The 12299-nt window shown below is 59.8% G+C and carries 8 protein-coding genes and 2 rRNA genes; 4 read left to right on the top strand and 6 right to left on the bottom strand.

Annotated features, from left to right (window positions below; translation table 11 throughout):
- Positions 1-74: 74 nt before the first annotated feature.
- Positions 75-190 (top strand): 5S ribosomal RNA (gene rrf / locus AC3RCM_RS00930).
- 109 nt (positions 191-299) lie between these two features.
- Positions 300-415, top strand: a 5S ribosomal RNA gene (gene rrf / locus AC3RCM_RS00935).
- A 66-nt stretch (positions 416-481) separates the two neighbouring features.
- Here the strand turns inward: rrf (AC3RCM_RS00935) and AC3RCM_RS00940 are convergent.
- The 4 genes from AC3RCM_RS00940 to AC3RCM_RS00955 form a co-directional block, all read right to left on the bottom strand.
- Positions 482-2896: a TonB-dependent siderophore receptor gene (locus AC3RCM_RS00940; RefSeq protein WP_064492506.1), complete on the bottom strand. Its 2415-nt coding sequence runs from the start codon at positions 2894-2896 to the stop codon at positions 482-484.
- A gap of 165 nt (positions 2897-3061) precedes the next feature.
- Positions 3062-4018, bottom strand: a complete 957-nt coding sequence (locus tag AC3RCM_RS00945) for a FecR family protein (protein WP_081273253.1) — start codon at positions 4016-4018, stop codon at positions 3062-3064.
- A 4-nt stretch (positions 4019-4022) separates the two neighbouring features.
- On the bottom strand, positions 4023-4526 hold the full coding sequence (locus AC3RCM_RS00950) for a sigma-70 family RNA polymerase sigma factor (protein WP_014589285.1): 504 nt from the start codon (positions 4524-4526) through the stop codon (positions 4023-4025).
- Between the two features lie 106 nt (positions 4527-4632).
- Complete coding sequence (locus AC3RCM_RS00955; RefSeq protein WP_064492509.1) at positions 4633-5322, bottom strand: GntR family transcriptional regulator; 690 nt, start codon at positions 5320-5322, stop codon at positions 4633-4635.
- A gap of 203 nt (positions 5323-5525) precedes the next feature.
- Between AC3RCM_RS00955 and lapG the strand changes: the two genes are divergently transcribed.
- Positions 5526-6287 (top strand): cysteine protease LapG, encoded by a 762-nt coding sequence (lapG, locus tag AC3RCM_RS00960; protein WP_172835033.1) that lies wholly within the window; start codon positions 5526-5528, stop codon positions 6285-6287.
- A 10-nt stretch (positions 6288-6297) separates the two neighbouring features.
- Entirely contained in the window at positions 6298-8244 is a 1947-nt protein-coding gene (gene lapD / locus AC3RCM_RS00965; protein WP_492629301.1) for a cyclic di-GMP receptor LapD, read from the top strand.
- A gap of 156 nt (positions 8245-8400) precedes the next feature.
- Here the strand turns inward: lapD and AC3RCM_RS00970 are convergent, their stop codons facing one another.
- Both AC3RCM_RS00970 and AC3RCM_RS00975 read right to left on the bottom strand, forming a co-directional pair.
- Positions 8401-9759 carry an HlyD family type I secretion periplasmic adaptor subunit gene (locus AC3RCM_RS00970; protein WP_177429905.1) on the bottom strand — a complete coding sequence of 453 codons (1359 nt, stop codon included), beginning with the start codon at positions 9757-9759 and terminating at the stop codon, positions 8401-8403.
- A 7-nt stretch (positions 9760-9766) separates the two neighbouring features.
- Positions 9767-11923, bottom strand: coding sequence for a type I secretion system permease/ATPase (locus tag AC3RCM_RS00975; RefSeq protein ID WP_003256004.1), 2157 nt, complete (start codon positions 11921-11923; stop codon positions 9767-9769).
- Positions 11924-12299: the final 376 nt, after the last annotated feature.

A 12299-nucleotide genomic window follows, 5' to 3' on the forward strand; every position in this document is an offset into this window, starting at 1 on the left:
AATTCGTAAGACCACAAATATCGCATATCCGAATTCGCTGGGCTGTCCATCTGGACATTCTGGCAACAGAATTTCTTGACGACCATAGAGCATTGGAACCACCTGATCCCATCCCGAACTCAGTAGTGAAACGATGCATCGCCGATGGTAGTGTGGGGTTTCCCCATGTGAGAGTAGGTCATCGTCAAGATTCATTTCGCAAAACCCCTATCTGCGCATGCAGGTAGGGGTTTTGTCTTTAAGTAGGAACTACAGAGATTCGCAGGCGCGTCCGAGAGACGGGCCAGCACACAGAATTTCTTGACGACCATAGAGCATTGGAACCACCTGATCCCATCCCGAACTCAGCAGTGAAACGATGCATCGCCGATGGTAGTGTGGGGTTTCCCCATGTGAGAGTAGGTCATCGTCAAGATTCAAACCCAAAGCCCCTGTCTGCGATGCAGACAGGGGCTTTGTCTTTTCCGGGTTTCAATATCGGTTAGAACTGATAGCTGACCGTGGCGCTCACATTGCGCTCTTCACCCATGTAGCAGTAGTTCAGGCTGGCACATGAGGTGATGTAGCTTTCATTGGTAAGGTTGTTGGCGTTCAAGCGCACATCCACACCCGTCAGGCCGACCTTGCCCAGGTCATAGCCGATCGAGGCGTCGAACAGGGTGTAGGAAGGCACCTTCATGCTGTTTTCCGCATCGACCCAGCTGTACCCCACATATCGCACCCCACCGCCCAGCCGCAGGCCATCCAGTGCCCCCTGGCGGAAGTTATAGTCGGCCCACAGCGAGAGCATCTGTTTCGGCGCCTGAGTCGGCGAATTACCCTTGTTGTCCAAGTTGCCCGACACAAGGCTCGGCATTGACTTCGAATACTCGATATCGGTGAAGGTATAGCCACCCAGCAGTTTGAGGCTGTCGGTCAGTTGCACATGGGCCTCCAGCTCCAGCCCTTGCGAGCGGACTTCACCGACAGGGCGGTAGAAGTCTTCGTCAGGCTGTTTAGACGCCAAATTCTCCTGCTCGATGCGGAACACCGATGCGGTGAACAGGTTGTCGCTCCCTGGTGGCTGATATTTGATGCCGGCTTCCCACTGAGTGCCCTCCGTCGGTGCCAGCGGCCGGCCTTGCTGGTCGGACACGGTGTTCGGGTTGAACGACTCCGAGTAGCTGATGTAGGGCGCAATGCCGTTCTCGAACAGGTAGAGCACTCCAGCCCGGGAGGTGAACCTGGAGCGTTGATCACTGACCTTGCTGTCGCTGTCACGGTTCTCTTCGGACACCTTCACCCAGTCCTGGCGCAGTCCCAAGGAAAAGCGCCACTGGTCCAGCTCCACCAGATCCTGCAGGTACACACCCGTTTGTTGCAAACGCCGCTGGTAGCGGTTCTCGCCCAGTACCTGAAGGTTGCCATTGCCGTACTGCGGATTGCCAGCATCCAGCGGGTCGACGGTGCCATAACGCCATGTCACGTCGGCTTTGCGCCGCTGGTAGTCAGCCCCCAAGAGCAGGGTGTGCTTGGCGGCCCCAGTAAAAAACTCTGCCTGCAGCATGTTATCAATGATGTATGAATGCAGACGCTCGTCGCCGCCGGTATAGGCGCGGTTTAGCATGTTGCTGTCAACATCTGCCCAGCCGGCGGCGTACACCTGGTCCATCGACACGTCGGAATCCTGATAACGGAAGTTCTGCCGCGCGGTGAAAACATCATTGAAGCGGTGCTCAAACTGGTAACTGAAGGATTGCTGCGTGCGCTCGTAGTTGTCGATGCTCGGCTCGCCTTCGAAGAAATGGTCTGACAGGCGAAAACCGTTGCGTTTGTGCAGCATGCCGTCTGCAGGGTTGCCGCCGTGGTACCCACCGTTAGGGTCGTGCTGCAAATAGGCCTGCAGCGTGAGTGAGGTGTCTTCGGTGAAGTCGACACTGATAGCAGGGGCGATGGCGTAACGTTCTTCCTTGTTGTGGTCGAACTGAGTGTCGGAAGCATCCGCCAAACCCGTCAGGCGATACGCAATGCGTTTGTCGTCATCCACAGGACCACTGAAGTCGAAGCCCACGCCACGCTGGCCCTGAGTACCTACCGTGGCCTGAACCTGATGGTAAGGGGCAAAGAGTGGCTTCTTGGTGGTCAGGGCTACCAGGCCACCCGGCGAGCTTCGTCCGTACAGTACCGAAGACGGTCCCTTGAGAATGTCGATGCGCTCAAGGAAGTATGGGTCTACCTGCATTGTGCTGTAGGTGCCGTTGTCTCCCATTGACTTGAGCCCATCGACGTAGATGTTGTCCACCGAACCGTCGTTGAAGCCGCGCATGGCTACATAGTCATAGCGATGAGTGGCACCGTACGGGTTGGTCAGTACTCCAGGCGTGTAGCGCATGGCTTGGGCAACGGTCTGAGAGCCCTGATCATCCATTTGCTGGCGAGTAACCACCGAGACCGATTGGGATGTCTCCACCAAGGGCATGCTGGTCTTGGTCGCCACCTGGCTGTGCGTGGCGTTGTAACCCTCCATGCTGCCCAGTGCGTTGCCGAGGGAGAAACTACGGATGTCGGTGTCTGGCAATGCCAGGGCAGCGTTCTGACGCTGTGCCTGCAGCACATAGTTACGTCCCCCCTGGCTGACGGCTTCCAGTCCGCTGCCATTTAGCAACTGGCGCAGCGCCTGATCGGCTGTGTACTGCCCCTGCAGTCCGTTGGAATGCAGGCCATCGGTCAGCTGAGGCGTGCTCGATAGGGTGATCCCGGCCTGGCGAGCGATTGTGTTGAGCACGTCGGTCAGTTGGCCAGCTGGTATTGCATAGTGTTGGCTCACTTCGGCTGTGTCGGCCGCAACGGAAAGTTGCGGAACAGTTGCCAGGCCCAGGGCGGTACCAAACAGAACAGCCCGGATGGCATGGCGCAAGTGAGCTGATTGCAGGACTGGACGAAAATCATTCGGGCTGAAAGTGTGGGTTAACACCGGGTTGGTAGACATGAAGGGTCCGTTAAAGTGTCGAGGGCAGAAAGTGTTGCTTACTGTCCTAGCCGGACCTGGATTCAAAACCCGCCAGAAATCGATAACGCCTTATCAGGTGATGCTCTCTACATGCACCCACCAGCGTGTACGTCGACGAAGTCGTACGGGCAACGTCTGCGGTAGCAGCCGAAGCAGTTGTTCCGGGTCTTCGAGGCGGAACACCCCCGACAGGCGCAGGTCGGCAATATCATTGCTGCAGCCCAGGTAACCATGGCGATAGCGGCTGACCTGCGCGAGGAAGTTGGAGAGGCGCATGTCCTGAGTGACGATCAACCCTTCAGTCCAGGCCATCGCATCCATGTCCATGTGCGCGAGCCGGTGCGCACCTTGAGCATCCAGGCGCCAGTTCTGGCCACCTTCGATCCACTGAAGTTGGCCAGCACCAGGCCGGTGTATCGCCACTTTGCCGTGGCTGACGCTGACACGTGTGTAGTCGCTATCCTGATAGGCCACAAAGCGTCCTTCGAAGCCTTCAAGCAGCGCGTCGCGGGTTTGTACCAGCAGGGGATTCCGGGGGTTGCAGTTGATCATCAATTCCCCATGCTTCAGGCGGACCAGGCGCTGTTGATCATGGAAGGCCAGGTCCACGGCACTGCAGGTATTGAGTTGCATCAGTGAGCCATCGGGCAGGGTGAAGACGCGTCGCTCGCCCGTGCCGGTGGCATAGTCTGACGTCCAGGCACTCACAGTATCGAGGTCTTTGGCCAGCCAGCTCGCTGATCCTGCCATGACAACGCCGCCAAGCAGCTTCAGCGCCTGTCGACGGCGCAGGCGCTGCTGGCTGGTTTCCAGTGTCTGCAATGCCAGCCCGGCACCCGGGATAGCGCGCAGGTCGAGGTCCTTATGAAGGTGAACCATACGCTGCCAGGCCTGTTCGTTTTCGTGGTGGCTGCTGCGCCATTGCGCGCACTGTTGTTGCAAAGCCGGATCGTGTCCGCTTTCACGCAGCCGCAGCATCCACTGAATGGCCTGCCTGACCGTTTTTGTATCAGGGCGTGCGACTGTCATGGATTCAGCAGTCGTCTTCATAGCGCAGCACGTAGCAGTGATAGAGCGCATCGGCGATGTAGCGCTCAACGGTGCGCACGGAGATCCCCATCTGTTCGGCGATGGCCTGATGCTTCAGCCCCTCGCATTGAGCCAGCAGGAATGCGCGACGTACCTTGGGTTTGAGGCCGTCGAGCATGCGTGCAATACGTTCAAGCAATTCCAGCAGCAGCTCGCGGGTCTCGACTGAGGGGACCAGTGCTTCCGGCACATGGGCCAAAGCCTCCAGGTAGGCCCTGTGCAGTTCCTCGCGGCGCCAATGATCGATCACCAGCCCACGCGCTACCGTGCGCAGGAAGGCCCTGGGAGCATTCAGCTGCAATTGCTCACGACGCTGTAGCAAGCGGACGAAGGTATCCTGGGCGAGGTCAGCCGCATCGGCTGCGTTGCCGAGCTTGCTACGCAGCCAGGTATGCAACCAGCCGTGGTGGTCACTGTAGAGCGTTTGCACGGAATCGTTGCTGGGCATGGAGGAGGGCGCCGGCATCAATGGACGTTAATGATAATTAGTCTCATTGTTGGCGGAGCAAGATTAATTTGCAACCCATCAATTAACGCGTAAAGCCGGTAATGGGCTAACGCCCCAATTGCGTATCCAGGTAATTGCGGATCACCCGCGCCCCGCCATTGAGGTGCCGTTCCAGCACCGCTACCGCTTCGTCCACCAGCTTGTCGCTGGCGGCATCTACCAGTGCGTTGTGATCGTCCTGAGTGAGCTTGCCCAGGCCCATGGACGAAAGATGGAAGCGCAGGAAGCGTTCTTCCTCGTTCAGTTCGTTCTCGATAAGGCGCAGTAGTTTCTTGTTCGGCGCCTTGCTGTACAGCGCCATGTGGAGCAGGCGGTTGAGGCGGCCAATTTCGGTGTGGCTGGTCTCGTTCTCCAGTTGCTGGATATACCCGCGGGCGCTGGCGATGTCGCTGGCATCAAGCAGCGGGATAGACTGGCGCAGCGCCTCGCTCTCGAGCAATACGCGAAGGGCATAGGTGTCCACTGCATCCTCGCCGATCAGCGGTGCAACGACGGCGCCCTTGTGCATCTCCACTTTCAACAGGGATTGCGCTTCGAGCTGGCGCAGGGCCTCGCGCACGGGCATGCGACTGACGCCGTACAAGGTGGCGAGCTCTTGTTGGCGAACTGCAGTACCAGGCGGCAAGCGACCATCGAGAATGGCGCTGCGCAGGCGTTCTTCGATCACGCCACGGGCCTGATGCGGCAACAACTGCTCGCTGGCCAGCACATTGCTCAATTTGATTTTCTTGGCCACGCGACGCCTGCCTCAACGATGACTATATTGGATCCAATTAAACTAGTAACAGCTTGTGAGGGTGTCAAACCTGCACCCACACTGGTACGGGCGCCCCAAAAGCGCGGCTATGGTGGAGGAAGTCGCACGTCAAAGGAAGCTGCCTATAGAAAGATGTAAGCAGAAAGTATAGGCGGGCTGACAGCCGGGTGCGTGATTGCAGGGTGCCATTGTCTTTTGCGGTGGCAAGCCCCACCATCGCTGCTTTCGACTGGTCTGAACAGGGCTTCGCAGTGGCGATATCCTGGTTGCTCAAAACCGTAGTGCGATATGTCGGCTTTGCCGTGCTGCTGGGCAGTCTTCTGCTGGGCGGCTTGCACGCGGATTGGGATTTCTCCCAGATCAGCCGCAAGTCGCAGGCTCTGTACGGCCCACTAGGTGCCGGGCAGGGTCGCATCGATGCCTGGCAGAGCCTGATGGCCACGCAGAAGCAGGGTACCGAGCTTGAAAGGTTGCAAGTGGTCAACCGCTTCTTCAACCAGCAATTGCGGTATGTCGAGGATATCGATCTGTGGCATGAGGTCGACTACTGGGCCACACCTGTGCAGGCACTGATCAAAGGTGCAGGGGACTGCGAGGATTACGCCATCGCCAAATATTTTAGTCTACGGCGCATGGGAATCCCCAGCGAGAAACTGCGCATCACCTACGTCAAGGCGCTGCGGCAGAACCGGGCACACATGGTCCTGACCTATTATTCAAGCCCACAGGCCCAGCCTTTGGTGCTGGACAGTCTGATGGATGCCATAAAGCCGGCAAGCCAGCGTACCGACTTGCTGCCGGTGTACGCCTTCAATGGCGAGGGGTTGTGGCTGACGGGCGCGGCAGGGAACAAGAAGGTTGGTGATACCAAGCGGCTGTCACGCTGGCAGGATTTGTTGAAGAAAATGCAGGCCGAAGGGTTCCCGGCCGAGCCGGTTTACTGAAGGAGCACAGATGTCACTGTTCAAACAATTGCTGTTGGCCATTTGCCTGTTCCTGGTGGTCGCCTTCAGTGGCAGTTTCATGGTCAGCCTGGAAAGCTCGCGCAGCCAGTACGTCAACCAGCTGCGCTCGCACGCCCAGGATGCGGCCACCGCGCTGGCGCTTTCGCTGACGCCGAATATCGACGACCCAGCGATGGTCGAGCTGATGGTCAGCTCGATTTTCGACAGTGGTTACTATGCAAGCATCAAGGTCGTCGACCTGGGTTCCAACGCCGTGCTGGTGGAGCGTCACGCCGAGCCAGACCCTGGCGGTGTGCCGCCTTGGTTCGTGCGCCTGATCGGCCTCGAGGCCGCCGGCGGCGATGCAATCGTCAGTCGTGGCTGGCAGCAGGCAGCGCGCGTTGAAGTGATCAGCCACCCGATGTTCGCCATTGCCAAGCTTTGGCAAAGCGCCTTGGGCAGCCTGGGTTGGTTGCTGTTGTGCGGTGCGGCCAGTGCCGTGCTCGGTGCTTTGCTGTTGCGCCGCCAGTTGAGGCCGCTGGACTACATGGTCGAGCAATCCCACGCTATTGCCCGCCGCGAATTCCTCAGCCTGCCAGAGTTGCCACGCACGCCGGAGCTACGCCGCGTAGTGCAAGCGATGAACCAGATGGTCGAGAAACTCAAAGCCCTGTTCACCGAGCAGGCCGAGCGCAGTGAGCGGCTGCGTGCGGAGTCCTACCAGGACAGCCTGACCGGGCTGTCGAACCGCCGCTATTTTGAAATGCAGCTGAACAATCGGGTAAGCAACCTGGAAGACGCGCGCGCCGGTTACCTGCTGTTGCTGCGGGTTCAGGGCCTGGCTGGCCTGAACGCCCGCCTTGGCGGCCAGCGTACCGACCAGTTGTTGCAAGCGGTAGGTGAACAGCTGCGTCGTACTTGTGCCAGCTACCCGGAAACCAACGACCTCATTTCCCGCAGCCGCGGCGGCGAGTTTGCAGTGCTGGCACCGGGCATGGTGCATGAGGAGGCAGTACACCTTGCCCAGGCTCTGGAGGCAACGTTGCAGAGCCTGCACGAAACGGGGGCCAGTGATATCGACCCGGTGGCTTGTATAGGCCTGGCGCCATTCAGCCCTGGTGATTCACCCCAGGCATTGCTGAAGCTGGCCGACGAGGCTCTGGCCCGCGCTGAGAACCAGCCAACGCCGGGCTGGGTATGCCTTGAGCAAGGTGTTGCGGCGGTTGCTGCAGATAGCCAGCATGCCTGGCACGAACGGCTCGACCAGGCGTTCATCAATGGGCATTTCGAGTTGTTCTTCCAGCCAGTGATAGAGTGCGCTTCCTCGCAACGGGTACTGCACCACAAAGTTATTTCGCGTTTGCGCGATGGCCAGGGCGAGGCCTTGCCGGCGGGCCGCTTCCTGCCTTGGCTGGAGCGCTTCGGCTGGATGCCGCGGCTGGATGTGCTGGTGCTGGAGAAAGTGTTGGCGCACCTGCGAGGGCATGACCAGGTGCTGGCGTTGAACCTGTCCGCCGCCACCCTGGCCGACCCCAAGGCCCTTCAGCGCGTTTTCGAGCTGCTGGGCCAGAATGCGGCGCTCGGTCCGCGGCTGGTTTTTGAAATTGGCGAGGAGCAGTTGCCTGAGCAGGCAGCGTTGGAGCAACTCACCCGGCGCCTGCATGGGCTTGGCTTCGGGTTGGCTTTGCAACGCTTCGGTGGGCGCTTCAGCATGATTGGCAACCTGGCGCATTTGGGCCTGGCGTACCTGAAGATTGACGGCAGTTACATCCGCAACATCGATCATGAGCAGCACAAGCGGCTGTTCATCGAAGCGATCCAGCGTGCGGCGCATAGCATCGACCTGCCGCTGATTGCCGAGCGAGTCGAGACGGAAGGGGAGCGGTTGGTGTTGCTGGAGATGGGAGTAGGCGGGATTCAGGGGCAACTGGTGGGCGAGCCTGCGCCTTGGCGCTGAATGGCCTCCCGCGTGCGGCTGTAGGCGTGGGCTAGAGCCGCAAAAGGGCCGCGTAGCGGCCCCCAGGTTCACGTAGCGATTTGCAGGGCTGCTTGTACAGCCCTGTCGCGACATGAGGCCGCTCCTAAAGCAATGGCGAAACCTGCAGGTTGGCTATCACCGCTCGCGCAGCGCCTCCGAGCGCGCCTTCATGATCGGCTTGAGCAGGTAGCTCATGATGGTTTTCTTGCCTGTCATGATGTCCACCGTCGCCACCATCCCCGGAATGATCAGCAGTGGCTTCTCGTCAGTCCCCAGGTGGCTGCGATCAGTGCGCAGCTTGATCAGGTAATACGTAGTCTTCTTGTCTTCATCGGTAATGGTGTCGGCGCCAATCTGCTCCAGCTTGGCCTTTAGCCCACCGTAGATGGTGTAGTCATACGCGGTGAACTTGACCGTCGCTTCCTGGCCAGGGTGCAGGAAGGCGATGTCTTTGGGCAAAATCTTCGCCTCGATGACCAGCGTGTCGTCCAGTGGCACGACTTCGAGGATATCGCTGCCTGGCTGGATTACCCCGCCAATGGTGTTCACCAGCAGTTGCTTGACGATACCGCGTACGGGCGAAGTGACCAGTGTGCGGTGCACCCGGTCGTCCAGCGCCTTGCTGGTGGCGGTAGCCTTGTTCAGTTCGGTGCGTGCCTCGTTCAGCTGGGTCAGCGCTTCGCTTCGGAACTTGCCACGCGTTTCTTCGATCTTGCTTTGCACCTCGCGGATCGCCGCCTCTGCGCGCGGGATCGCCAGCGCAGTGGAATCCAGCTGACCGCGGTTTTCCACTTCAGCACGGCGCAGGCGCAGCACTTCAACCTGGGAAATCGCGCCGGTTGCCACCAGCGGTTCGGACATGCTGATTTCCTTGCGCAGCAGCTCAAGGCTGTTGGCGTACTGGGTGCGTTTGGAGCTGTATTCGCGCAACTCCTGCTGGCGTTGGACCAACTGCTGCTGCAGGCCGCCAATTTCGTCCTGCAGTTGCTGGCGCCGGCTCTGGTACAGCGACTCTTCACTGGCCGCCTGGTTTGGCGCGGCTTTACGCAGCTTTTCGTCGATAATCAGCGGGCGGTCCTCTACCTCGGCACTCAAACGTTCGACTCGCAGGGCCATGGCCAGGCGGTCAGCCTCGGTTTCACCAACGTTGGAGGCGAAGCGGGTTTCATCCAGGCGCAGCAATGGCTGGCCCACTTCGACGATCTGCCCCTCCTTGGCGAAGATTTCGGCGACGATGCCGCCCTCCAGGTTCTGGATCTTCTGCACCTTGGAAGACGGAATGGCCTTGCCTTCACCCCGCGTAACTTCGTCGATGGGCGCAACGCTGGCCCATACAATCAAGAACACGAAGAACAGGATCACGCCCCAGATGGTCAGCCGCACCACCCGCGGTGCATCTTCGATCAGGGCTTTGTTTACCTCGGGCAACGGCTGGCCGCCAAGCGAGTCGCTGCCTTTGAAATAGCGCCGCAGGCCGTCCTTGAACTGCCCCATATCCAGCTTATGCAACACTGATCTGCCCCTTCTTCAGTGCATCCATGACCGCGGCTTTCGGGCCGTCGGCGACAATCTGCCCGCGATCGATCACGATCAGCCGGTCTACCAGCGACAGCAACGAGGCACGGTGCGTGACCAGCAGTACCGTCTTGCCCTCCACCACCGCTTGCAGGCGCTGCTTGAGGCGTTCTTCACCGGTGTTGTCCATGGCGCTGGTCGGCTCGTCCAGCAGCAGGATCTGCGGGTTGAGCAGCAGCGCACGGCCCAAGGCGACGTTCTGCCGCTGGCCGCCGGACAGGTTCTGCCCGCGTTCACCCACTTGCAGCTCGTAGCCGTCGGGGTGCAGCCGGGCGAATTCATGTACGCCCGCCAGTTCAGCGGCCTGCAGGATCAATTCGTCCTCGATGTAGCGGGCGCCGCTGACCAGGTTGTCACGCAAGGTGCCGGCCAGCAGCTGGATGTCCTGTGGGACGTAGCCGATGTTGTGGCGCAGTTCGCTGACATCAATCTGGCGAATGTCGACGCCATCGACCAGCAGCGAGCCACCATCGGCCTCGTACAGGCCGACAATGAGCTTGGCCAGCGAGCTCTTGCCCGAGCCGCTGCGACCGATGATGCCGACCTTCTCGCCAGGGCGAATGGTCAGGTTGATATTCTTCAGGGCCAGGTTCTGCTGGTTCGGATAAGTGAAGTCGACACCGCGGAACTCGACGCTGCCCTGTAGCACCTTGCGGCTCAGCGGGCGTTCTTCGAAGTTGCGCTCTTGCGGCAGATCCATCATGTGGTCGGTGGAGACCATGGTTACCTTGGCTTGCTGGTAGCGGGCCAGCAGGCCATTGAGCTGGCCCAGTGGGCCGAGGGCGCGGCCGCTGAGCATGTAGCAAGCCACCAGGCCGCCCATGCTCAGGTTGCCGTCGATGATCAGGTACACGCCGACGCAGATCATTGCCACGCCTGCCAGTTGCTGGATCAGCAGGGTGATGTTCATCGCCAGGCTCGACAGCACTTTCACGCGCAGTTCCAGCCTGCTCAGGGTGCCGAGGGTTTGCTCCCACATGTACTGGCGTTCGCTTTCGGCGTTGTTGACCTTTACCGCATCCAGACCCGCCAGGGTTTCGATCAGGCTGGACTGGCGCTCTGATGCCAAAGCCATGGTCCGCTCCATGGTCGCCATCAGTGGCCGTTGCAGGGCGTAGCCGATGCCCAGAGCCAGCGGGAAAGCGATGATCGGTATCCACACCAGGTGCCCGCCAATGATGGCGATGACGATCAAAATCAGGATGGTAAAGGGCAGGTCGATCAAGCTGGTCAGGGTCAGCGAGGCGAGGAAGTCGCGCAGGCCCTGGAACTCGTGAATGTTCTGGGCAAAGCTGCCGACCCGCGCCGGCCGGTACTTCATCGACATGCCGACGATACGTTCAAACAGCGTTGCCGAGATGATCAGGTCGGTCTTCTTGCCGGCCAGGTCCAGGCACAGGCCGCGAAGGCCTTTGAGGATCAGGTCGAAGATGTACGCGCCGGCGATACCGATGGCCAGTACCCAGAGCGTCGAGGTGGCCTGGTTTGGCACCACCCGGTCATACACGTTCATCACGAACAGCGGCGCGGCCAAGGCGATCAGGTTGATCACCAGGCTGGCGGCGATGGCGTCGATATACAACCACTTGCTGCGCAGCAGGGTGTCGCGGAACCACGACTTCGCTCGTGGGATGAGGTTGCCGTGGTTGACATCGAACTTGTGCTGCGGCTGCGCGAAGAACACGCGGCCGCTGTAGTCGCTTAGCAGTGCTTCGCGGCTGACATGCACCTCGCCACCGTCGCTCTCGCTGAGTAGCAGGCGCGCGGTGTCATCGTTCTCCCAGCCGAGCAGGACGGCGCTGCGGCCCTCCTTGAGCAGCAGCATGGCCGGCATGGCGATACTCGGGATCTGCTCCAGCTTTCGCTGAAGCAGGCGCCCCTGCAGGCCAGCCCGGGCCGCGGCGCGCGGCAGCAGTTCAGGGCTCAGGCGCTGGGCGGGTAGCGGTAGGCCTGTTGTCAGCATGACCCGGCTGGCGGGCTTCTGGTGCAGGACACACAGGCTCAGCAGACTATCCAGCAGGGGATCGTCATGCTGACTGCGTGGATCGTGGCTGAGTTGGACTCGACTGACTTCGGATTCCACGCGGCGCTCTCTTCATCCTTGTGGTGGGTGGGGTGGGTGTGCCGTCGTTAAGGTCAGGCCGGCTCACCCTGGCTTTCTTTGGTGCTGCAAAGCTGTGCTGATGAGGGTTATCACGCCCTGGTGCTGGAGCAGCTGGCCAATGTTCGCCTTGAATCGGTGTTGAGTAAACAATTCTACGTGGTTCATTTTCACCAGACTTAGCGGGGCAATGATTGTTTCATTTTTGATCCAGCCATCATCCGGCTTGTTGCAGCATAGCCTGCCACTCAGCCAAGGCATGCAAGGGCTTTGGGTTCCAGCTTAGTCACTGTCAGTAAACAGGCGCTGGTTTGTTGGCGCATATCTGTGGCTTGTTAGTCAGAATTCATCTATAGAG

The sequence above is a fragment of the Pseudomonas sp. GW823-FHT05G12 genome (assembly GCF_058795575.1).

What these genes read in the sequence shown, in the direction of transcription:
- AC3RCM_RS00945 (WP_081273253.1), bottom strand. Translation starts at nt 4,018, where the DNA reads ATGACAGTCGCACGCCCTGATACAAAAACGGTCAGGCAGGCCATTCAG.
- AC3RCM_RS00950 (WP_014589285.1), bottom strand. Translation starts at nt 4,526, where the DNA reads ATGCCCAGCAACGATTCCGTGCAAACGCTCTACAGTGACCACCACGGC.
- lapD (WP_492629301.1), top strand. Translation starts at nt 6,298, where the DNA reads ATGTCACTGTTCAAACAATTGCTGTTGGCCATTTGCCTGTTCCTGGTG.
- AC3RCM_RS00970 (WP_177429905.1), bottom strand. Translation starts at nt 9,759, where the DNA reads ATGGGGCAGTTCAAGGACGGCCTGCGGCGCTATTTCAAAGGCAGCGAC.